Source organism: Streptomyces sp. RP5T (genome assembly GCF_003933965.1).
GTDB lineage: Bacteria > Actinomycetota > Actinomycetes > Streptomycetales > Streptomycetaceae > Streptomyces.
Genome location: NZ_RSAJ01000094.1, coordinates 1 through 21,553, shown reverse-complemented (window position 1 = coordinate 21,553; position 21,553 = coordinate 1). Strand labels below are relative to the sequence as shown.

The window sequence follows — 21,553 nt, the reverse complement described above, 5'->3', positions numbered from 1 at the left end:
AGCCGGTGCCGAACCCGGAACCGGGGCCGCCGCTCAGCTGACGGCGACCGCCCGAACACACTGGAGGAGGGCCACCGCACGGTGGCCCTCCTCCATGTCAGGGGAACGCTCAGCCGGTCACCTCGGACCGGTCCCCGCCCCACAGCGTGTGGAACGAGCCCTCGCGGTCCGTGCGCCGGTAGGTGTGCGCGCCGAAGAAGTCCCGCTGCCCCTGCGTCAGCGCCGCGGGCAGCCGCTCGGCGCGCAGCGCGTCGTAGTAGGCGAGCGCCGCCGCGAAGCCCGGCGTCGGCACACCCTGGCGGGTCGCCGCGACGATGACCTCGCGCCAGTCGTCCTGGGCGTCGGCGATCTCCTGCGCGAAGGTGTCGTCGGAGAGCAGGCTGGGCAGGTCCGCGCGGGTGTCGTAGGCGGAGCGGATGCGGTCCAGGAAGGCCGCGCGGATGATGCAGCCACCGCGCCAGATCGCCGAGACGGCACCGAGGTCGATGTCCCAGTCGTACTCCTCGCGGGCGGCCGCGATCTCGTGGAAGCCCTGGGTGTACGACACGATCTTCGAGGCGTACAGCGCCTGCTCCACGCGGTCCGCGAAGGCGCCCGCCTCGGACTCCGACAGCGCGGACGCCTTGGGCCCGGCGAGACCGCGGGACGCCTCCCGCAGCTCCGCGTGCCCGGACAGCGAGCGGGCGAAGACCGCCTCCGCGATACCGGAGACCGGGACGCCCAGGTCCAGCGCGATCTGCACGGTCCAGCGGCCGGTGCCCTTCTGCTCGGCCTGGTCCACCACCACGTCCACGAACGGCTTGCCCGTCGCCGCGTCCACGTGGGAGAGCACCTCGGCGGTGATCTCGATCAGGTACGAGTCCAGCCGGCCGGTGTTCCAGGTGCGGAAGATGTCGGCGATCTGCGCGGGCGAGTACCCGGCCACGTCCCGCAGCAACTGGTACGCCTCACCGATCAGCTGCATGTCGGCGTACTCGATGCCGTTGTGGACCATCTTCACGAAGTGCCCGGCGCCGTCGGGACCGACGTGGGTCACGCACGGGGCGCCGTCCTTCGCCTTCGCGGAGATCTTCTCCAGCATCGGGCCGAGCGAGTCGTACGACTCCTTCGGGCCGCCCGGCATGATGCTCGGGCCGTTGAGCGCGCCCTCCTCGCCGCCGGAGACGCCCATGCCGACGAAGTGGATACCCTGCTCGCGCAGTTCGCGCTCGCGGCGCCGGGTGTCCGCGAAGTGCGCGTTGCCGCCGTCGATGATCATGTCGCCGGGCTCCAGCAGCGGCGCGAACTCCTGGATCACCGCGTCGGTCGGCTCACCGGCCTTCACCATGATGACCAGACGGCGCGGCCGCTCCAGGGCCGCCACGAACTCCTTCGCGGTCTCGGCCGCGATGAAGTCGCCCTCGCTCCCGAACTCCTCGACCAGGGCGTGCGTACGCGAGGCGGTCCGGTTGTGCAGGGCGACCGTATAGCCGTTGCGGGCGAAGTTACGGGCGAGGTTGCGGCCCATGACCGCGAGGCCCGTGACGCCGATCTGCGCTGTGTTGCTCATACCGCCTGCTCCCAAAAGATCCTGTGGATCGCGTAGGTCGTCTATCGCTGCCGGTCGTGCTGGTCAGTATCGTCCACCGGACATCCTGGCTTGTCGGGGGACTGTCCGCACACCAGGGATACGGTTCGGGCGCCTCGTTGCGTTCAGCGTGGGACGCCGGCCGGCCGCGCGCCCCCACGCGGCTGGTTGCCGTCTTGTCATGGCCTGTTCGCGGCGCTTACTTTTGCCCCTCCTGGCGCACGACGCATGTCTGACGCATGTCTAGGGGGAGGCCTCATGGCCGTACGCGGCCGGCACCGCCGGTATCAGCCGAACAGGATCAACCGCGCCTCGCTCACCGTCACCGCCGGCGGCGTCGGCATCGCGGTCCCGCTCATCGGCACCGGCACGGCCCACGCGGCCGACGTGGACACCTGGAACAAGGTCGCCGCGTGCGAGTCCAGCAGCAACTGGAGCATCAACACCGGCAACGGCTACTACGGCGGGCTCCAGTTCACCCAGTCCACCTGGGAGGCGTACGGCGGCACCCGGTACGCGGCCCGAGCGGATCTGGCCACCAGGGACCAGCAGATCGCCGTGGCGGAGAAGGTGCTCGACGGACAGGGGCCGGGCGCCTGGCCGGCCTGCTCCGAGCGGGCCGGACTCACCCGCGGGGGCACCGCCCCGGGCGTCCGCCCCCTCACCGGGAAGACGACCTCCGTGCGGGACGTCCAGCCGCAGACCACCCCGCAGTCGCGGGCCGGGTCCGCCGAGATGTACACCGTGGTCCGGGGCGACTCGCTCTCCGGGATCGCCGACGCGCACAAGGTGCGGGGCGGCTGGCAGGGGCTGTACTCCGCCAACCGGAAGACCATCGGCGCCGATCCCGACCTCATCCTGCCCGGACAGCGGCTGCGGCTGCGGGCCGGCGCGGGCACGCCCACCACCACCGGGCACACCTCGGCCCCGACCCGGAAGACCTCCTCCGACACCGGCGAGAAGACCGAGAAGGCCGCCAGGACCGGACTGGTCGCCCCCGTGAACGCCTCCCTCGGCACCCCGTACCACAAGGCGGGCTCCGCCTGGTCGAAGGGCTACCACACCGGCGTCGACTTCGCCGTTCCCACCGGGACCTCCGTGAAGGCGGTCGCGGCCGGCAGGGTCGTCACCTCCGGGTGGGGCGGCTCCTTCGGCTACCAGGTGGTGATCCGCCACGCCGACGGCCGCTACACGCAGTACGCCCACCTGTCCGCGATCTCCGTGAAGTCCGGGCAGAGCGTGGGCCCCGGCCAGCGCATCGGCCGCTCGGGCTCCACCGGCAACAGCACGGGCCCGCATCTGCACTTCGAGGTGCGGACGGGGCCCGGTTTCGGCAGCGACATCGACCCGGTGGCGTATCTCCGGGCGGGCGGGATCAGGATCTGACGCGGGTCCGGTGCCGGTCCAGAACCGGCATCGGGATGTACGCGGCGCCGTAGAAGGGGCCGTAGTACGCCGGGGGCTCGCCGCCCGGGGCCGCGGCCCGCTCGGGCGGGCCGTCCTCGGACGCCGTCTCGTGCGCGGCGGGTGCCGGCACGAGCAGTTCCTCGCGCAGGGCGGCGATCTGGTCGACGAGCACCCCCTCGCGCACCAGGGCGTCGGCCGGTTCCTCGGCCGGCGCCGCGGCGAACGCCTCCCCGCTGCCGGGCTCCGCGGCCGCCGCCGGTTCGGCGTGGGTGCGCTGGATCCGTTCCGTGGTCAGCAGGATCAGACCGCCCGCCGCCACCACACCGCAGCTCAGGGCGAGCGCGGTGCCCGTGGTGCCGTAGCGGAAGGTTTCGCCGAACATCGTGATGCCGACCACGGCCGCCACCACCGGGTTCACGACCGTCAGTGTCGCCAGCGGGGCCGCGAGACCGGCGCCCCGGTAGGAGGCCTGCGACAGCATCAGTCCCGCGGTGGCCAGGACACCGATCGCGGCCAGCGAGGGCAGGTCCCCCGCCGACACGCCGTCACTCCAGTCCACGGCGACCGTCTTGGTGAACACCGAGGACATACCGAACGCGATGCCGGACGCGGTGGCGAGCAGCACGCTGCGCACCACCGGGTGCCGGTGCGCGGCCCGGCCCGCGATCATCAGCGCGATCACCGCGGCGGCCGTCACCAGGCCCGCGAACACCCGCTGGGCCGTGCCGAGCGAGTGCGCGTCGGAGGCGCCCACCAGGGAGAGCAGACCGGCCAGACCCACCGTCGCCATGATCGCGCCCCGCCAGGCGGTGGCCCCGGCCCTGCGGCCGACGAACAGCGCGGCCATCGGCAGCGCGAAGACGATCGTCAGGGCGCCCAGCGGCTGGACCAGGCTGAGCGGACCGTAGGCGAGCGCCACCACGTGCAGGAGCCCGCCCAGGCTGTTCAACGCGACCGCCGCCCACCAGCCCGCCCGGCGCAGCGGCGCGAACTGCTCATCGGGGTGCGACACCGCGACCTGCTCCTGCACGATCGCCCCGCCCGCGTACGCGACGGCGGAGACGAGGGACAGGAGCACGGACAACGCGAGGGCACTCATGAGCTGCTCCTCTGCGTGAGGCGGGGGCATGCTGCCCGGCGCGACGAACGGTCGTCTTCCATGACCAACACGATGCCCGGAAAAGTTCTTCCCGTCGTCGTCCCTGAGCAGTCAATGGGTCCTACTGCCGATGGAGTACAGAACGGCCCGTGTCCTCCCCAGGGCGGGTGACACGGGGTGGAGGCCCCCTGGTGGGTGCCCCTAGGGGTCTTGGTACTACTGCTGGTCGTGGACCTCGACCCGGAACTCGCGGCGCTGCGACCGCTCGGCGCCTTCTTCGTACTACGCACGATCGGCGGCGCTCCCGCGGCCTCGCGCACCGCACTGCCGACACTCGCACAAGTCTACGAGAACCTAGGGTCGGATGTTTACCGAAATCCCCTGACTTTTCGTGTCCGGAAGGTCGCCGGGGCCCTGCGTGCCCCCGAGCCCCGGATCGCGGCCTCCATCGCCCACCTGGGCCTCGCCGCCCGCCTGTGGTCGGTGGCGCTCGGCTGCGCCGTCCGGTACGGGCAGATCCCCGACCTGTCCCCGCACCGGCTGCGCTGGGACCCCGACGCGAGCGCTCCCGACGATCTGCGGCTGGACGGGGTCACGCCGCTTCCCGGCGATGCCGGGACGATCGCCGAGGCTGTGCTGCACGGCCATCTCGAACCCCTGGCGGCGCTGCTGCACACCGAGTACCGGCTGGCCACCGGGCTGCTGTGGGGCAACGCCGGCTCGGCGCTCGCGGGAGCCGAGCGGCAACTGGGCCACCACGGCAGCGCCCGCGCCCTCACGGCGGAGCTCCTCACCCACCCCCTGCTCGCGGGCACGCTCGACGCCGCCACCCGGCGCCGCCGCAGTTGCTGCCTGTACTACCGGTTGCCGGGAGGTGGCCTGTGCGGTGACTGTTGCCTCACAGGAGCCCCGCGCTCTTCCCCGCGCGGCGCATCTGGGTGACCATGAAAGCCGACCAGCCCAGAGACAGGGGGTTCCGGGTGCGTGTGGGCCTGCTGACCCGGGAGTACCCGCCGGACGTGTACGGCGGCGCGGGTGTCCATGTCGAGTTCCTCGCCCGGGAGTTGAGGTCACTCGTCGACCTGGATGTGCACTGCTGGGGCGAGGGCCGCGCGGAAGGCGTGGTCCGGCACCGGCCCTGGTCCGCGCTGGACACCGCCAACGACGCGCTGCGCACCTTCTCCGTGGACCTGTCCATGGCCGCGGGCCTGGAGGGCCGCGAGCTGGTCCACTCGCACACCTGGTACGCCAACCTCGCCGGCCACCTCGGCAAGCTGCTGCACGGCATCCCGCACGTGATGACCGCCCACTCCCTGGAGCCCCTGCGCCCCTGGAAGGCCGAGCAGCTCGGCGGCGGTTACGCGCTGTCCAGCTGGGCCGAGCGCACCGCGATCGAGTCCGCCGACGCGGTGATCGCCGTGTCGGGAGCCATGCGCGAGGACATCCTCGGCTGCTACCCGGCGCTGGATCCGGCCAAGGTCCACATCGTGCACAACGGCATCGACACCGCCCTGTACCGGCCCGACCACGGCACCGAGGTGCTGGACCGGATCGGCCTGGACCGGGACCGCCCCTTCGTGCTGTTCGTCGGCCGCATCACCCGCCAGAAGGGCGTGCCCCACCTGCTGCGCGCGGTCCGGGACATCGACCCGGCCGCCCAGGTCGTGCTGTGCGCGGGCGCCCCGGACACGCCGGAGATCGACCGGGAGTTCCGCGAGCTCTTCGAGGAGCTGAGCCGGGTCCGCGAGGGCGTGCACTGGATCCCGCAGATGCTGCCGCGCCCCGAGGTGATCCAGCTCCTGACCCACGCGGCCGTCTTCGTCTGCCCCTCGGTGTACGAACCGCTCGGGATCGTCAACCTGGAGGCGATGGCCTGCGGCACTCCCGTGGTGGCCTCGCGGGTCGGCGGGATCCCGGAGGTCGTGGACGACGGCAGGACCGGACTGCTGGTGACCGTGGACGACGGGTTCGAGACGGCCCTCGCGGGGGCACTCGACTCCGTGATCGGCGATCCGGCCACGGCACGGCGGATGGGCGAGGCGGGACGGCGGCGCGCGGTGGAGGAGTTCGGCTGGGACGCGGTCGCGCGGCGCACGGTCCGGCTGTACGAGGAGATCGTCAAACAGGCGTAGCGAGCCCTGGGCAAGGGCAAGCATGGGTCACAAACCAGGTGAGGGGAGCGGCCATGCGTCGTGGCGGACCTTCGGTGCTCGGCATCGTACTCGCGGGCGGTGAGGGCAAGCGCCTGATGCCCCTGACCGCGGACCGCGCCAAACCAGCGGTCACCTTCGGAGGGACGTATCGCCTGGTCGACTTCGTCCTGTCCAACCTCGTCAACGCCGACATCCTGCGCATATGCGTGCTCACGCAGTACAAGTCGCACTCGCTGGACCGGCACATCACCACCACCTGGCGGATGTCGAGCCTGCTCGGCAACTACGTCACGCCGGTGCCCGCCCAGCAGCGCCTCGGGCCGCGCTGGTACCTGGGCAGCGCGGACGCGATCCTGCAGTCGTTGAACCTGCTCTACGACGAGCGCCCCGACTACGTCGCGGTGTTCGGCGCCGACCACGTGTACCGCATGGACCCGCGCCAGATGCTCGCGCAGCACATCGAGGCCGGGGCGGGGGTCACGGTGGCCGGGATCCGCGTCCCGCGTTCGGAGTCCTCGTCCTTCGGCGTGATCTCGCCGGGCTCGGACGGTCTCACGGTGGAGCGTTTCCTGGAGAAGCCCGCCGACCCGCCCGGCCTGGCGGACGACCCGGAGACGGTGTTCGCGTCGATGGGCAACTACATCTTCACCACCAAAGCCCTCATCGAGGCGCTCCAGCGGGACTCCGAGGACGAGGACTCCGTGCACGACATGGGCGGTTCGATCCTCCCGCAGCTCACCGACCGCGGTGAGGCCCAGCTCTACGACTTCAGCGCCAACCACGTCCCGGGCGAGACCAGCCGCGACCGCGGCTACTGGCGGGACGTGGGCACCCTGGACGCCTACTACGACGCCCACATGGACCTGATCGCCGAGCGTCCCGCCTTCAACCTCTACAACCGGCAGTGGCCGATATACACCCACTCCGGCCAGCTCTCCCCGGCCCGCTTCAACGCGGGCGGCATCGCCAGCGAGTCCATCATCAGCGCGGGCTGCCTCATCCGCGGCCAGGTCACGCGGTCCGTGCTGTCGCCCGGCGTCCTGGTGGACCCGGGAGCGGTGGTCCAGGGCTCGGTGCTGCACGACAACGTCAAGATCGGGCGGGGCGCGGTGGTCCGCGGCGCCGTCCTCGACAAGAACGTGGAGGTCCCGCCGGGCGCCACGATCGGCGTGAACCCGGAGCGGGACGCGGAGCTGTACACGGTGTCCAAGGGCGGGGTGATCGCCCTGGGGAAGGGCCAGCTGGTGTCCTAGGCGCCGGCCGGGCCGGCGCCGCCCCGCAGGGCCTCGAAGTTCCTCATGATCACCTCGTTGGTCCGGCGCAGCTGGTCCGAGGGGCTGATCTGGAGGTACTCGCTGCCCGGCTCGGTGTGCACCGGCACGTGTCCCGAGGGGGCGTAGAACGCGTCGCCCTCGTGGTAGACCTCGTCGTGGTCCGCGTAGTGGAAGGTGAGCTCGCCCCGGAAGACATAGCCCCAGTGCGGGCACTGGCAGCGGTCGTCGGGCAGCCCCTTGAGCAGGGGCCCGTGGTCGATGTCCTCGCGGAACGTCACGAAGTCGACCGTGTAGTCGCCGAACTCCTCGGCGAGGTCGACGACCGCGCCGTAGTCACCGCCCTGGGTGGCCGTGTCACGGGAAACCTTCGGCATCTCCGTCGCCTTCTTCCGGCAGGGAAGGGGTCCTGCGTTCATTGTCCGCGCGCGGACCGGCCACGGCACGCGCTGCGGGCTTGTCATGTCCCTGGACGGGAAGCGGAATCCGTGTTGTCATGCCAACTCCTGCCCATGACAACGTTGTTATGGAGGCTTCCGTGCACTCCAGGCACCTCACCCGCCTCAGAGACCGGCTGGCGTTACTGATCGCCGCCCTGCTCGGGGTCGCCGGCCTGACCGCGGCACCGGCCCTGGCCGACGATCCCGTCGAGGCCCGCGGACTCAAGGGCGAGTACTGGACCCAGTCCGCCCCCGGCGCCTTCGACTTCCACGAACTCAAGGCCACCACCTTCGATCCCGACCTCGACTTCGACAACCTGGAACCCCGGCTCGCCGCCGCGACCGGCCGCTCGGACGACGTCAGCGTCCGCTGGACCGGCAGGCTCGTCCCGACGGTGTCCGGCCCCCACACCTTCTCCGTCATCGGCGACAACGGCTTCCGCCTGTGGATCGGCGGACAGCTCCTCATCGACCACTGGGTCGACGACTGGGACCGCGAACAGACCGCCCAGCCGGTCGAGTTGACCGCGGGACGGTCCTACGACATCAAGGTCGAGTACTTCGAGCACTACGGCGGCTCCAACCTCCACCTGCGCTGGATCCAGCCCGGCGGCACCAAGGAGGCGGTCCCGCAGTCGGCGTTCCGGCTCCCCGAGGGCTACGACTACGACGGACCGATCGCGACCACGGTCCTCGGCACCGGCCGCACCCTGCGGCTCGACTTCGCCCAGCCGCTCGCCGCGCCCCCGGCCGGCCTCGCCGACCACTTCCAGGCGGTGATCGGCGGCGCCAGATGGCCCCTGGGCACGGTGAAGCAGGACCCGCTCAACCCCCGCGCCCTGCTCGTCGCGCTCGCCGAACCCGTCGTGGGCAACAAGAGCGGCACGGCCCGCGGCACCGCCGATCTGCGCTACGACGGCGCAGGCGGTCTCGCCGGCACGGACGGCAACGTTGTCGACGCCTTCTGGAGCAGCGGCCCCAACCGCTCGACGTACGAGCTGCGCACGAAGTGGGCCGACGAGGTGGGTCCCGGCAACGCCCTTCCCGAGTACCCGCGCCCGCAGTTGACCCGCGACAAGTGGCAGAACCTCAACGGGCGCTGGCAGTTCGCCGCCGCCGAGGCGGGAGAGCAGCCGCCCGTGGGCCGCGACCTCGCCGAGCGCATCCTGGTCCCGTACCCCGTCGAGTCCCAGCTCTCCGGTCTGGAACGGCACGAGGACCGCATGTGGTACCGCCGCACCTTCACCGTCCCGGCCGACTGGGGCATCGGCTCCGGCAAGCGCCTGCGGCTCAACTTCGGCGCGGTCGACTGGCGTTCCGAGGTCTACGTCAACGGCACCAGGGTCGCCGAACACACCGGCGGCTACGACAAGTTCGGCGCCGACATCACCGGCGCCCTGAAACCCGGCCGCACCCAGGAACTGATCGTCGGCGTGTACGACCCCACCGACGCGGCCGACGGCGAGAACCCGCCCCTCGGCAAGCAGCGCCTGGACCCGAGCGGCATCTGGTACACCCCGTCCTCCGGCATCTGGCAGACCGTCTGGATGGAGCCCGTCGCCCCCGACCACGTCGACTCCCTCAAGCTCACCCCCGACGTCCCCACCGGACGGCTGACGGTCGAGGCGCGGGGCGTGCGCGACGGCGTACCGGTCACGGCGACGGCGTACGACGGCAAGCGGAAGGTCGCCACGGCCCGCGGCCGGACCGGGGAGCCGCTCACCCTGACCCTCGACGACCCGCACCTGTGGTCACCCGACGACCCCTTCCTGTACGGCCTGAAGGTGACCGTCGGCGCCGACCGCGTCGGCAGCTACTTCGGGATGCGCTCGATCGCCGTCGAGAACGTGAACGGCACCCCGCGCACGGTCCTCAACGGCGAGCCGGTCTTCATGATGGCCACCCTCGACCAGGGCTTCTGGCCCGACGGGCTGCACACCGCACCCACCGACGAGGCCCTCGCCTACGACCTGAGGGTGCACAAGCAGCTCGGCTTCAACGCCGTGCGCAAGCACATCAAGGTCGAGCCGGACCGCTGGTTCTACTGGGCCGACCGGCTGGGCCTGATGGTGTGGCAGGACATGCCCGCGATGACCGCGGGGGTGAATCCGGGCCCCGCCGCCCGCGCGGAGTACGAGCGCGAGATGAAACTGATGATCGACGAGCACATCAGCAGCCCGTCGGTCGTCATGTGGGTGACCTTCAACGAGGGCTGGGGGCAGTACGACGTCGGCCGGGTCGCCGAACAGGCCAAGGGCTGGGACCCGACCCGGCTCGTCAACAACCAGTCGGGACTCAACCTCGGCGCCGACGGAAACGCCGGCGACATCATGGACGAGCACGGCTATCCCAGTCCCGCCCTGCCGCCCCACCCGGACGGCAGACGTGCCCTGGTCAGCGGCGAGTACGGCGGCCTCGGCCTGGCGGTGCCCGGGCACGCCTGGTCGGTCCAGCAGTCGTACGTCGACGTCGATCCGGCCACCTACACCGACGACTATCTGGCGAAGCTCGACGAGGTGCGGGCCCTGGTCTGCCGGGGTGGCAACGGGGCCGTCTACACCCAGATCTCGGACGTCGAGGGCGAGCTGAACGGCCTGCTCACCTACGACCGCGCGGTGCTGAAACCGGATGCGGAGCGGGTCCGGGCCGCACATCAGGCCCTCATCCGGGATGCCTCCCGGGCGACTCCGACAGGGTGCTGATCGGCGACGGATGAGCCCATCCGCACCATGTGTCCCGCCCCTTTCCCCGGGGCGGGACTTAATCTGCTGTTAACTGAGCGTAGCTTGATCGTACTTGACCGTAATCGCCGGAGGGCGATTGACTGCTGGTCCACCCGTTGTCGACGCGAGGCAAGCCATTGACTTCCGACCTGCTGGCCCCTCTCGACCTGGCGTTCTGGAACATGGAGTCCGCCGAGCACCCGATGCACCTGGGGGCGCTCGGCGTCTTCTCGGCGCACTCGCCCACCGCCGGCGCCCACGCCGCCGACCTGCTCGCCGGCCGCGCCGCCGCCGTCCCCGGACTGCGGATGCGGATCCGGGACGTGTGGCCGCTCGGCTTCCCCTACGCCTTCGGGGGCGCCGCCCGAGTCCCCGACCCCGACTTCGACCCGCTCCGGCACGTCCTGCTGCACGCCCCGACCGCGGACTTCCACACCGAGGCCGGCCGGCTCATGCAGCGGCCGCTGGACCGCGAGCGGCCGCCCTGGGAGGCGCACGTGCTGCCGGGCGAGGACGGCGTCTCCTTCGCCGTGCTCTTCAAGTTCCACCACGCCCTGGCCGACGGACTGCGGGCCCTGACGCTCGCCGCCGCCGTCCTGGACCCGATGGAGCTGCCCACCCGCGGGCCACGCCCCGAGGAACCCGCGAAGGCCCTGCTCCCGGACGTGCGCAAGCTGCCCGAGCTGCTCCGGGGTGCCGTCTCCGACCTCGGCCGCGCCCTGGACATCGGCGCCTCCGTCGCCCTGTCCTCCCTGGGTGCGCGCACCACCACCGCCCTGACCTCCGAGCCCAGCGGGACCCGGCGCACCGCCGGGGTCGCCGTCGACCTCGACGACGTGCACCGCGTCCGCAAGAGCCGCGGCGGCACCGTCAACGACGTGCTGATCGCGGTCGTCGCGGGCGCCCTGCGCCGCTGGCTGGACGAGCGCGGCGACGGCAGCGAGGGCGTGACGCCCCGCGCCCTGATCCCCGTCTCCAGGCGCCGTCCGCGCACCGCCCACCCGCAGGGCAACCGGCTCTCCGGGTACCTGATGAGGCTTCCCGTCCACGACCCCGACCCGCTGGGCCGCCTCGACACGGTCCGCGCCGCCATGAACCGCAACAAGGACGCGGGCCCGAACCGGGGCGCGGGAGCGGTCGCGCTGCTCGCCGACCACGTCCCGGCGCTCGGCCACCGCCTCGGCGGGCCCCTGGCCGGACAGGGCGCCCGGCTGTGGTTCGACATCCTCGTCACCAGCGTCCCGCTGCCCGGCATCGGCCTCAAGCTCGGCGGCAACCCGGTCACCGAGGTCTATCCGTTCGCCCCGCTCGCCCGCGGCCAGTCCCTCGCGGTCGCCATCTCGACGTACCGCGGACAGGTCCACTACGGCCTGGTCGCCGACGCGGAAGCCGTGCCTGACCTGGACCTGCTGGCCGCGGCGCTGACCGAGGAGGTGAAGGAACTGCTGGTCGCCTGCGGTGCTTGATCGTTTCCGGTTTCGGCCGGGGCCCCGCGCTGAAGTAAAATTCCGCGTTCGACCAGCGGACGCGGCCACAGCCGCACGGGTGACCAGGGAAACGGCAGCGCGATGACGGTGACAGACGACGGCTCGGCGACGACCACGGACGAGGTCGTGCGCGAGCCCGGTGACGAGGGCGACTTCGGCCCCGGCATCGACCCGGAGCGGCTGGCCGTCTGCCTCAGCGTGCTCGACGAGCTCGACAAGCTGGAGGTCGACCACCCCGACGCGATCGCCGTGCGCCGGGCCACCGCCGGGATCTACCGCACCGTGAAGCAGCGCCGCCGACAGGAGCGCCGGGCCGCCAAGACCGCCCACGACAAGGCGGTCACGGAGGCCACGGCGACCGGCTCCGCCCAGCGCATCGACGACGAGACCGAGGGCATCCTGCCGTCCTCGCGCACCGAGGAGGGCAGGGTCGCGGGGATACTCCAGCGTCCGCGCTCCTGCTACACCTGCAAGACCCGGTACGTCGAGGTCGACTACTTCTACCACCAGCTCTGTCCGGACTGCGCCCGCCTGAACCGCGGCAAGCGCGACGCCCGCGCCGACCTCACCGGCAAGCGCGCCCTGCTCACCGGCGGCCGCGCCAAGATCGGCATGTACATCGCGCTGCGGCTGCTGCGCGACGGCGCCCACACCACGATCACCACCCGTTTCCCGAAGGACGCCATCCGCCGCTTCAAGGCCATGGACGACTCCGGGGACTGGCTGCACCGCCTGGAGGTCGTCGGCATCGACCTGCGCGACCCGGCGCAGGCCGTGGCCCTCGCCGAGCAGGTCGCCGAGGCGGGCCCGCTCGACATCCTCGTCAACAACGCGACCCAGACCGTACGCCGGCTGCCCTCCGCGTACGCCGCCCTGGTCGAGGGCGAGAGCGCCCCGCTGCCCGCCGGTGAACTGCCCGCCCACCACGTCATCGGCGCCTTCGGCTCCGGCTCGGTCGACGGCCTCGCCGCCCTGCCCGCCGGCATCTCCGGCCTCGACGCCCAGCAGGTCGCCGACCTCGCCCTGGTCGCGGGCAACGCCAGCGTGGCCCGGCACCTCGACGGCACCGCCATCGACGCGGGCGGCCTCGTCCCCGACGTCGTCGACAGCAACACCTGGGTCCAGACCATCGAGCAGATCTCCCCGGTGGAGCTCCTGGAGACCCAGCTGTGCAACTACACGGCGCCGTTCATCCTCATCAGCGCCCTGCGCCCGGCCATGGCCGACGCGGCGCGGAAGGCGAACAGCAAGCGCGCCTACGTCGTCAACGTCTCCGCGATGGAGGGCGTCTTCGGCCGCGGCTACAAGGGCGCGGGCCACCCCAACACCAACGCCGCCAAGGCCGCCATGAACATGGTCACGCGGACCAGCGCCCAGGAGATGTTCCAGACCGACGGCATCCTCATGACCTCGGTCGACACCGGCTGGATCACCGACGAACGCCCCCACTTCGACAAGCTCCGCCTCGCCGAGGAGGGCTTCCACGCCCCCCTCGACCTGGTCGACGGCGCGGCCCGCGTCTACGACCCGATCGTGCGCGGCGAGGACGGCGAGGACGTGTACGGGGTCTTCCTGAAGGACTACGCGCCCGGGAAGTGGTGAGCGGACGGTCCTGACCGCCGGTCGGCGCCTCCGGACCGTGCACGCTCGGCCGGCGGGGACAAGGTCCGCCGGCCCAGGTCGTTCGCCGCGAACAGTCGGTTCCCGGTCGCCGCGGGCTGACTGATCCTGCTGTCCTGCGCCGACGGCTCGGACGCGGGCGGGGTGCGGGCCTTCGCGCCCGACGGGGACGTGTCCACCCCGGCCGGACCGGCGCCCCATGGCGGACGCCTGGCCCCGCGTGTGAGCCGCTTCCGGCGGGGAACACGGACCACGAGAGTCCTCCGCCGGGAGTTGTCATGGCACGTCCACACAGCATCGACCCGCGCGCCTTCAGCGATCCGCGCAACCGCTACCCGACCGACGAGGAGTTCTACGCGAGCGACCGTCCGGTCCACCGCGAGCTCCCCGAGGACCGGCCCCGCGGCGGTGCCTCCGACCCGATCAGGCATCCCTGGGGCTGGGGCATGACCGCACTGGTCGTCTTCGCGTGTCTGATCGTCCTCGCGGGCATCGCCCTGTTCCCGTGACGGCGTCATGAGGCCGGCGGGGCGGACGAGCGCAGCCGGTCGTGGACGGCGTACCCGCCCGGGTGCGCCGCCCGTACCCGCGTGCCCCCGTCCACCAGCAGATCCGCCCCGGTGATCCACCCGGCCGCGTCGGACGCGAGCCACACCACGGCGCGCGCGATGTCCTCGGGCTCCCCGATCCGCCCCAGCGGCAGGTCGACGGGACCCTTCTCCCACACGAACCGGGCCATCTCCGTCCGCACCAGACCGGGCGAGACCGAGTTGACCCGCACCCCCGGCGCCAGCTCGCCCGCGAGCTGCTGGGTGAGATGCAGCAGGGCCGCCTTGCTGGTGCCGTACGCGCCGACGTTCGGGCCCACGTGCCCGGCGCCCTCGGTGCAGACGTTGACCACCGACCCGCCGTGCTCCCGCATCCACCTCCGCCACGCCGCCTGCACCAGCCGCAGCGGTGCCTCGACGTTGACGGTGAAGGCCTCGCGCCACGCCCGGGGATCCACGTCCATGAGGGGGCCGTAGGGCTGATTCGTGGCCGCGTTGTTGACCACGATGTCGATCCGCCCGAACTCACGCAGGACGAGGTCCACGAGGGCGCTCTGGTGGGCGGGGTCGGCGACGCTGCCCGCGAGCCCGATGCCGCCGAGCTCGGCGGCGGTCCGCCGCACGTCGTCCCGGTTCCTGGCCGTGACGCACACCAGCGCGCCGGCCTCGGCCAGTTGCCGGGCCACCTCGCGCCCGATCCCGCGGGTGCCGCCGGTCACGAGGGCGGCCCTGCCGTGCAGTCCGTACGAGGACGTCATCGCCGTACCGTCTCATGACGAATCGTCAGTCAACAGTCTCCAGGCGGGAGTTGCGTGCCGCGACCAGCTCCAGGACGGCACGCCAGTCCTCCAGGACACCGGCGTCGAACCGGGCCGTGCGGCTCTCCTCGGCGGCCAGGCGCAGCAGGTCTTCGTCGGGGGCGGGGCCGTGGTGGCGTGCCAGGCGGTGGACGCGTTCGCCGAGCAGGGTGCGGACGACCTCGACCGCTCGCCCGGTGCCCATCAGCAGGCCCGCCACCTGGAGTTCCTTGTCCGCGGGCCGACTGCGGCGCAGCAGTGCGGCGGTCCGCAGGGCGTGTTCGCTGCCGCAGGCGTGCAGCAGATCCATCAGTTCGTCGACACTGCGCAGTTCCATACGTCAGACCTCCCGCCGGTCCGGCCGTTGCCGTGGGTCAGCAGATCAGGTGCGCCTTGCGAATCGGCCAACGGGACTTGAACTGCGCGGCCCCGATGCGTCGGAGGGCGGGTCGACCCGTAGGCCGAACGGGTGACTTCACAACGGGATGTCACGTGGCAAATCAGGCGAAAATCGCCCGGAGAAGCCACAGTGAATTGCAATGGTTACACCTTGTTTTCACTCCCTATCGAGCGGCCCCCCGCTCATCTGGTTAATCTGTAGCCGACGGACGGCAGTACGGGGTCCCACCCACACCCACAGTCCGTCCCGGGACAAGCCCGTCACCACGGCCTGCTCTCACATGAGTTGCCGGCGCCACCGCGTCCGACCCCATCTCGACCCAGACCCGAGCGGACGTCCGGGCACCGACCGTAGGTTGCCAGGTACGTCCCGAGGGTGAGCCCGACACATAAGGAGTGCGCGGTGACACCGGAGAAGACGAATCGCGAACAGCGCCCCAAGGAACGTCCGGAGCGCGCGGGCCGACGGCCCGGAGACATCGGCAGCCTCGACGTGTGGGCGCGTTCCGCCCCCATCCGTCTCGCGGGTTACGAGGACGACCTCGCCGAGCCCCACATCCTGCCCAGCGTGGACTGACGGCAGGACCTTCGCGATCGCCGACGGCATGGGCGTGCGAGACTCACGCCCATGCTGATCAGAGAAGCCGTGGCCGAGGACTGGCCACGGATCTGGCCTTTCTGGCACCGGATCGTGGCCGCCGGCGAGACCTACGCCTGGGACCCCGACACCTCCGAAGAGGCCGCGCGCGCCCTGTGGATGAACCCGGCCAAGCGCGTCCACGTCGTCGAGGACGAGACCGGAGCGGTCGTCGCCTCCGCCTACGTCACCCCCAACTACGGTGGCCCCGCCGCCCGGATCGCCAACGCCGGTTTCATGGTCGACCCCGAGCAGGGCGGCCGCGGCTTCGGCCGGGCCCTCGCCGAGCACATCCTGGCCGCCGCGGCGGCGGACGGGTACCGGGGCATGGTCTTCAACGCCGTCGTGGAGACCAACCCGGCCGTGAAACTGTGGACCTCGCTCGGCTTCACGATCCTCGGCACCGTGCCGGACGCCTTCGAGCACCCCCGGCACGGGCTGGTGGGGCTCCACGTCATGTACAGAGCCCTCTAGTTCCGGGCGTTCAGTCCAGCGGCGCCGTCCGCCGCCACGGCTGCCGCCGCTCCAGTTCCTCCGCGACCTCCAGCAGCACCGTCTCCGACCCGGGCCGGCCCACCAGCTGTACGGCGGCGGGGGCGCCCGAGGGCAGGGTGCCGAACGGGACCGACATGGCCGGCCAGCCGGTGAGGTTCCAGGGCGGAGTCAGCGGCGAGTAGGTGGTGTTGGCCAGGACGTTGCGCAGCCAGCCCCGCTCGTGCCAGGCCTCGGCCTTGGGGGAGCGGCGGGCCAGCGCCGGAAGCACCAGCACGTCGTGCTCGGCGAAGAACGGCTCCAGGCGCTCGCGCAGCCGCTGCCGGGCCCCGCCCTCGCGCACGGTCTTCACGAAGCGCCGGCCGATCGCCGCGTGCACCCGGGTGCGCCGGGCCAGCAGACGGGGATCGAGACCCTGGGCGTCCACCGACGTGCCCGCCGTCCAGGTGGCGAGCGAGGTGACGCCCAGCGACAGCGGGTACGGCGGGTCGGCGCGCCGCACCTGGTGCCCCGCCTTGATCAGCAGTCCGGCCGCCTCGCGCACCGCATTCGCGTACGGCGCGCTGATCGTGACTCCGGCTATCGGGCTGCGCAGGGACACGGCGACGTCGAGCGTGGCGGGCATCTCCCGTCGTTCCCACTCGGTGCCGGCGATGACCGAGAGCAGCAGGCGGGCGTCCTCGACCGTGGTCGCGAGGGGGCCGTTCTCGGACATGCCGAACCAGTCGCCGTCGCTGATGCCCGCCGGTACCACCCCCGAGCCGGGCTTCAGGGTGACGAGGCCGCAGTTGGCGGCCGGGATGCGCAGGGAGCCCATGCCGTCGTTGCCGAGGGCGACCGGGACCAGGCCCGCGGCGACCGCGGCCGCGCTGCCGCCGGACGAGCCGCCCGCCGTGCGCGAGGTGTCCCAGGGGTTGCGGGAGGTGCCGTGGACGCCCTCCGTGGTACCGAAGACGCACAGCTCGGGGACGTTCGTCAGCCCCACGACCACCGCGCCCGCGGCCCGCAGCCGCGCCACCACCGAGTGGTCGGCCTCGGCGGGCGTGTCGGGGGTCGCCGCGGAGCCGACCCGGTTGGTCTCGCCGCGCACGGCGAGGTTGTCCTTGACGGCCACGGGCACCCCGGCCAGGGGCAGTTCACCGAGGTCGCCCCGGGCACCCACCTCGTCGGCCTCCGCCGACGCCGCCTCGGCGCGCACCACCCGGAACGCCCCGATCCGCCCGTCCAGCCTCTCGATCCGGGCGAGGTGCTCGGCCAGCACCTCCCGGGGCGTGGCCCGCTTCTCGCGGACGGCGGCGGCGATCTCGGCGGCGGTACGGCCGACCCAGCTGGTCACGTGCGCTCCTCGGGGCTACTCGCGAGTACGTAGGGAGAACTCTGCCCGCAGGCGGACGTCACGTCGAGAGCGCTCGCGCTTGGACATTCGCGTCGGTCTTCTTGGACTTTTCACGGCGAGTGAGCCCTGAAGGCGCTCGCTGACCTGCGGGTCATCCGATCTCTGAGGCAACTCCGCACCGCTCACGCCCCGTTGACAGTGCATCTGGAGGGCTCAATGATCAGCCATCCGATGAATGGGGAGTCGCTCATGAGGAAACGGCTGGGATTCGCCGCCGTCGTGGCGCTGCTGACGCTGCTCCTGGCACCCGTGCCGGCGGTCGCCCGCCCGGACGGGGAGACGCCGGTCACCGTGCCGGCTCTGAGCCGGTGGACCGCGGAGCCGGGCGCCTACGTCTACCGGCCCGGGGCCCGGCTGGTCGCGGACGATCCCGCCGAACGCCGGGTCGCCGCCACGCTCGCCGGTGATCTGCGCGCGGCGGGCCACGGCTCGGTCCCCGTCGTACGGGACGGCGCCCGAGCCGGTGACATCGTTGTCGACGTGCGCCCGTCCCGGACCTCCCTGGGCGCCGAGGGCTACGAACTGCACGCCGGCACCAGGCTGTCGATCACCGGAGCGACCGAGACGGGCGCCTTCTACGGCACCCGGACCCTCCTCCAGCTCCTCGCCCGGAGCGACCGCGTGCCCGCCGGACGCACGGTCGACGTGCCGCGCTACCAGGAGCGGGGCGTGGGTGTGTGCGCCTGCTACATCCACATCTCGCTGCCCTGGCTGGAGAACCTCGTCCGCGAGATGTCCTACAACAAGCTCAACCAGCTGCTCGTGGAGCTGAAGGTCAGGAGCGACACCCACCCCGAGGCCAACACCTGGGGCTACTACACCAAGGACGAGATACGCCGGCTCGTCGCCCTCGGCGACAAGTACCACGTGCGGATCATCCCCGAGATCAACTCCCCGGGCCACATCGACCCGTGGATCGAGAACCGCCCGGACCTCCAGCTGACCGACTCCGAGGGGGTCAAGCAGCCCTCGCGCCTCGACATCACCCAACAGGCGGCCTTCGACTACTACACGAGCCTGATGGACGAGTACGCCCAGGTCTTCACGGCGAAGTCCTGGCACATGGGGGCCGACGAGTACATGCTCGGCTCCGACTTCGCGAAGTACCCGCAGATCCTGAACTACGCGCGGGAGAAGTACGGTTCCGGCGCCACCCCGCAGGACGCCTTCGTCGACTTCGTCAACCGCGTCCACGACTACGCGGCGGGCAAGGGCGTCGCGCTGCGCATCTGGAACGACGGGCTGACCGGCGCCAACACCGTGCCGGTGAGGAGCGGCACCACGGTCGAGCACTGGCTGAACGTGGCGGTGAAACCGAGCCGCCTCATCGCGCAGGGCCACTCGGTCATGAACGCCGCGTACTCCTTGTACCTGATCCGGGGCGGCTTCCACAGCGACACCGAGGCGCTCTACGACCAGAGGTGGGACCCGCGCGACCTCGAGGGCGAGAAGCTGACGTCCGCCCGGGGTGTCACGGGCGCCAAGATCAGCCTGTGGCCGGACAACGGGCGCGGTGAGACCGAGAACGAGGTCGCCGTACGGCTCTGGCCCGCGCTGCGCCACGTCGCCCAGGCCACCTGGGGCGATCCGCACCCCGACGCCGACTACGCCGCGTTCGTGGCGCGCGGCACGGCGGTCGGACACGCGCCCGGACACCGGGACCTGACCCGGGTGCCGGTGGCGGACGGAACGTACGCCTTCGGTCAGTCCTTCACGGCCTCCGTCCAGAGCACCGCGGACGGGTACGTCACCCTCCGCTCGGCGGCCGGCTGTCTCGCGATCAGCGGCGGCAGGCTCACCCTCAACGTGCCGCTGCAGCCCGGCGTCGAGGCGACCTGGGACGGCTGCGACCCCGCGAACACCCTGCAGCGCTGGGAGTTGGAGCCCGCGCAGGGCGGCCACCGGCTCGTCAACGCGATCACCCGGATGGCGCTCACCGTCACGGACGACGGCCGGATCGTGCAGTACCCGCCCGACCAACGCACCCCCGCAGTCTGGCACCTGAGCTGAGGAGCAGCCCCCATGACCGTCTCCAGACGCCTGTTCGTCACCGCCGTCGCCGGACTCGCCGTGACCGGTCTTCCGGGCCCGGCGGCGGCCCGGGCCGACGACCGCTTCTCCCGCATCCCCGTCTCGCCGGACGACACCGAGGCCGACCTCGTCCGCAAGGCGTCCCAAGTCCGGCCCACCGCACGGCAGATCGCCTGGCAGGGCCTGGAGCGCACCGCGTTCCTGCACTTCGGCGTGAACACCTTCACCGGCCTGGAGTGGGGCACCGGCGACGAGGACCCGGACGTCTTCCAGCCTGCCGGCCTCGACACCGACCAGTGGGCGGCCGCGCTGAAGGACGGCGGCTTCAAGCTGGCCATCCTCACCGTCAAGCACCACGACGGCTTCGTCCTCTACCCCTCCCGCTACACCGGCCACTCGGTGGCGTCGAGCAGCTGGCGCGAGGGCCGGGGCGACGTCCTGCGCTCCTTCGCCGACTCGATGCGACGCCACGGCCTCAAGGTCGGCGTCTACCTCTCGCCCGCCGACGAGAACCAGTACCTGCACGGGGTGTACGCCAACGGCAGCGCCCGCTCCCCGCGCACGATCCCGACCCTCGTGGCGGGCGACGACCGTACGCCGGACCGCTCCTTCACCCTCCCCGCGACCGACTACGGCGCCCACATGCTCAACACGCTGTACGAGGTGCTCACCGAGTACGGTCCCGTGGACGAGGTGTGGTTCGACGGCGCCCAGGGACGCATCCCGCCCGACAAGGTGGAGAGCTACGACTGGGACAGCTGGTACACCCTGGTGCGGACCCTAGCCCCGGACGCGGCGATCGCCGTCACCGGCCCCGACCTGCGCTGGGTCGGCAACGAGAGCGGCATCGCGCGCGAGGACGAGTGGAGCGTGATCCCGGTCAAGGAGAACCAGTACGGCCGCACCGACTGGGCACTGTCGTACGACACCCCGGACGAGGGCAGCCGGGCCGCGCTGGTGAAGGCGCGGCCCACGACGGACTACCTCCAGTGGTGGCCCGCCGAGTGCGACGTCTCCCTCCGCGACGGCTGGTTCTACCACCCCGAGCAACAGCCCAAGTCGGTCGACTGGTTGACGGAGATCTACTTCGGCTCGGTGGGCCGCAACGCGGTACTGCTGCTGAACGTCCCGCCGGACACCGACGGTCTCCTGCACCCCACGGACGTCGTCCGGCTGCGCGAGTTCCGTGAGCGCATCGACCGCGAGCTGCCCCGCGACCTCGCGCAGGGCGCCCGCAGGACCTTTACACCGGACCGCGTGACCCTGGACCTGGGCCGCGAGCAGGAGGTGGACCGCGTCCGCCTCGCCGAGGACATCCGGCACGGCCAGCAGGTGGAGAGCTTCGTCGTCGAGGCGTACCGCGACGGAGCCTGGAGCGAGGTCACGGCCGCCGGAACCATCGGCGCGAGCCGTATCCTGCCGCTGCGGGCTCCGGTACGGGCGGAGCGGTGGCGGGTGCGGGTGACGGGGGCGCGGGGGGCGGTAC

At 71.9% G+C, this 21,553-nt stretch carries 18 protein-coding genes; 12 read left to right on the top strand and 6 right to left on the bottom strand.

Features of this window, described 5'->3' with window-relative positions; translation table 11 throughout:
• Window positions 1-109: 109 nt before the first annotated feature.
• Complete coding sequence (gene gndA / locus EHS43_RS13125) at window positions 110-1,549, bottom strand: NADP-dependent phosphogluconate dehydrogenase (RefSeq protein WP_125190940.1); 1,440 nt, start codon at window positions 1,547-1,549, stop codon at window positions 110-112.
• Window positions 1,550-1,825: 276 nt separating this feature from the next.
• Here gndA and EHS43_RS13120 point away from each other — a divergent pair, with 276 nt between their 5' ends.
• Window positions 1,826-2,953 carry a transglycosylase family protein gene (locus EHS43_RS13120; protein WP_125190939.1) on the top strand — a complete coding sequence of 376 codons (1,128 nt, stop codon included), beginning with the start codon at window positions 1,826-1,828 and terminating at the stop codon, window positions 2,951-2,953.
• On the opposite strand, the gene EHS43_RS13115 is transcribed toward EHS43_RS13120, so the two are convergent.
• Window positions 2,943-4,073 (bottom strand): DMT family transporter, encoded by a 1,131-nt coding sequence (locus tag EHS43_RS13115; protein ID WP_125190938.1) that lies wholly within the window; start codon window positions 4,071-4,073, stop codon window positions 2,943-2,945. The two genes, EHS43_RS13120 and EHS43_RS13115, sit on opposite strands and share 11 nt — an antisense overlap.
• Before the next feature lie 210 nt (window positions 4,074-4,283).
• Between EHS43_RS13115 and EHS43_RS13110 the strand changes: the two genes are divergently transcribed.
• From EHS43_RS13110 to glgC, 3 genes are read left to right on the top strand one after another with little or no spacing between them, the layout of a single operon-like run.
• Window positions 4,284-5,015, top strand: a complete 732-nt coding sequence (locus EHS43_RS13110; protein WP_125190937.1) for a (2Fe-2S)-binding protein — start codon at window positions 4,284-4,286, stop codon at window positions 5,013-5,015.
• 38 nt (window positions 5,016-5,053) lie between these two features.
• Window positions 5,054-6,205, top strand: coding sequence for a glycogen synthase (gene glgA / locus EHS43_RS13105; RefSeq protein ID WP_125190936.1), 1,152 nt, complete (start codon window positions 5,054-5,056; stop codon window positions 6,203-6,205).
• 53 nt (window positions 6,206-6,258) lie between these two features.
• On the top strand, window positions 6,259-7,479 hold the full coding sequence (gene glgC, locus EHS43_RS13100; RefSeq protein WP_125190935.1) for a glucose-1-phosphate adenylyltransferase: 1,221 nt from the start codon (window positions 6,259-6,261) through the stop codon (window positions 7,477-7,479).
• Here glgC and EHS43_RS13095 read toward each other — a convergent pair.
• Entirely contained in the window at window positions 7,476-7,874 is a 399-nt protein-coding gene (locus EHS43_RS13095; protein ID WP_125190934.1) for a hypothetical protein, read from the bottom strand. The genes glgC and EHS43_RS13095 overlap by 4 nt on opposite strands.
• 161 nt (window positions 7,875-8,035) lie before the next feature.
• On the opposite strand from EHS43_RS13095, the gene EHS43_RS13090 reads away from it, so the two are divergent.
• From EHS43_RS13090 to EHS43_RS13075, 4 genes are all read left to right on the top strand, one after another.
• Window positions 8,036-10,639, top strand: coding sequence for a PA14 domain-containing protein (locus EHS43_RS13090; protein WP_260470515.1), 2,604 nt, complete (start codon window positions 8,036-8,038; stop codon window positions 10,637-10,639).
• A 158-nt stretch (window positions 10,640-10,797) separates the two neighbouring features.
• Complete coding sequence (locus EHS43_RS13085; RefSeq protein ID WP_125190932.1) at window positions 10,798-12,126, top strand: wax ester/triacylglycerol synthase family O-acyltransferase; 1,329 nt, start codon at window positions 10,798-10,800, stop codon at window positions 12,124-12,126.
• Between the two features lie 102 nt (window positions 12,127-12,228).
• The gene (locus EHS43_RS13080) at window positions 12,229-13,749 is read left to right on the top strand and encodes an SDR family NAD(P)-dependent oxidoreductase (RefSeq protein WP_125190931.1); all 1,521 of its coding nucleotides are present in this window, start codon (window positions 12,229-12,231) and stop codon (window positions 13,747-13,749) included.
• Between the two features lie 296 nt (window positions 13,750-14,045).
• On the top strand, window positions 14,046-14,276 hold the full coding sequence (locus tag EHS43_RS13075; protein WP_125190930.1) for a hypothetical protein: 231 nt from the start codon (window positions 14,046-14,048) through the stop codon (window positions 14,274-14,276).
• A gap of 5 nt (window positions 14,277-14,281) precedes the next feature.
• Here EHS43_RS13075 and EHS43_RS13070 read toward each other — a convergent pair whose 3' ends face one another.
• A complete protein-coding gene (locus EHS43_RS13070; RefSeq protein WP_125190929.1) occupies window positions 14,282-15,073 on the bottom strand; it encodes an SDR family oxidoreductase in 792 nt (263 codons plus the stop codon).
• A gap of 25 nt (window positions 15,074-15,098) precedes the next feature.
• On the bottom strand, window positions 15,099-15,449 hold the full coding sequence (locus tag EHS43_RS13065) for a hypothetical protein (protein WP_125190928.1): 351 nt from the start codon (window positions 15,447-15,449) through the stop codon (window positions 15,099-15,101).
• A 465-nt stretch (window positions 15,450-15,914) separates the two neighbouring features.
• On the opposite strand from EHS43_RS13065, the gene EHS43_RS13060 reads away from it, so the two are divergent.
• Together EHS43_RS13060 and EHS43_RS13055 are read left to right on the top strand one after the other, a co-directional pair.
• Window positions 15,915-16,088: a hypothetical protein gene (locus tag EHS43_RS13060; RefSeq protein ID WP_007386357.1), complete on the top strand. Its 174-nt coding sequence runs from the start codon at window positions 15,915-15,917 to the stop codon at window positions 16,086-16,088.
• Window positions 16,089-16,139: 51 nt separating this feature from the next.
• Window positions 16,140-16,622: a GNAT family N-acetyltransferase gene (locus EHS43_RS13055; RefSeq protein WP_125190926.1), complete on the top strand. Its 483-nt coding sequence runs from the start codon at window positions 16,140-16,142 to the stop codon at window positions 16,620-16,622.
• A 10-nt stretch (window positions 16,623-16,632) separates the two neighbouring features.
• Here EHS43_RS13055 and EHS43_RS13050 read toward each other — a convergent pair whose 3' ends face one another.
• The gene (locus tag EHS43_RS13050; protein ID WP_125190924.1) at window positions 16,633-17,976 is read right to left on the bottom strand and encodes an amidase; all 1,344 of its coding nucleotides are present in this window, start codon (window positions 17,974-17,976) and stop codon (window positions 16,633-16,635) included.
• Between the two features lie 249 nt (window positions 17,977-18,225).
• Here EHS43_RS13050 and EHS43_RS13045 point away from each other — a divergent pair, with 249 nt between their 5' ends.
• Window positions 18,226-20,046, top strand: a complete 1,821-nt coding sequence (locus EHS43_RS13045) for a family 20 glycosylhydrolase (protein WP_125190922.1) — start codon at window positions 18,226-18,228, stop codon at window positions 20,044-20,046.
• Window positions 20,047-20,058: 12 nt separating this feature from the next.
• Window positions 20,059-21,553 (top strand): alpha-L-fucosidase (locus EHS43_RS13040; protein WP_125190920.1); only part of this gene is annotated, 1,495 nt, incomplete at its 3' end.

What these genes read in the sequence shown, in the direction of transcription:
- EHS43_RS13070 (WP_125190929.1), bottom strand. Translation starts at nt 15,073, where the DNA reads ATGACGTCCTCGTACGGACTGCACGGCAGGGCCGCCCTCGTGACCGGC.
- EHS43_RS13055 (WP_125190926.1), top strand. Translation starts at nt 16,140, where the DNA reads ATGCTGATCAGAGAAGCCGTGGCCGAGGACTGGCCACGGATCTGGCCT.
- EHS43_RS13095 (WP_125190934.1), bottom strand. Translation starts at nt 7,874, where the DNA reads ATGCCGAAGGTTTCCCGTGACACGGCCACCCAGGGCGGTGACTACGGC.
- EHS43_RS13045 (WP_125190922.1), top strand. Translation starts at nt 18,226, where the DNA reads ATGAGGAAACGGCTGGGATTCGCCGCCGTCGTGGCGCTGCTGACGCTG.
- EHS43_RS13065 (WP_125190928.1), bottom strand. Translation starts at nt 15,449, where the DNA reads ATGGAACTGCGCAGTGTCGACGAACTGATGGATCTGCTGCACGCCTGC.
- EHS43_RS13075 (WP_125190930.1), top strand. Translation starts at nt 14,046, where the DNA reads ATGGCACGTCCACACAGCATCGACCCGCGCGCCTTCAGCGATCCGCGC.
- EHS43_RS13120 (WP_125190939.1), top strand. Translation starts at nt 1,826, where the DNA reads ATGGCCGTACGCGGCCGGCACCGCCGGTATCAGCCGAACAGGATCAAC.
- EHS43_RS13080 (WP_125190931.1), top strand. Translation starts at nt 12,229, where the DNA reads ATGACGGTGACAGACGACGGCTCGGCGACGACCACGGACGAGGTCGTG.
- gndA (WP_125190940.1), bottom strand. Translation starts at nt 1,549, where the DNA reads ATGAGCAACACAGCGCAGATCGGCGTCACGGGCCTCGCGGTCATGGGC.
- EHS43_RS13115 (WP_125190938.1), bottom strand. Translation starts at nt 4,073, where the DNA reads ATGAGTGCCCTCGCGTTGTCCGTGCTCCTGTCCCTCGTCTCCGCCGTC.
- glgC (WP_125190935.1), top strand. Translation starts at nt 6,259, where the DNA reads ATGCGTCGTGGCGGACCTTCGGTGCTCGGCATCGTACTCGCGGGCGGT.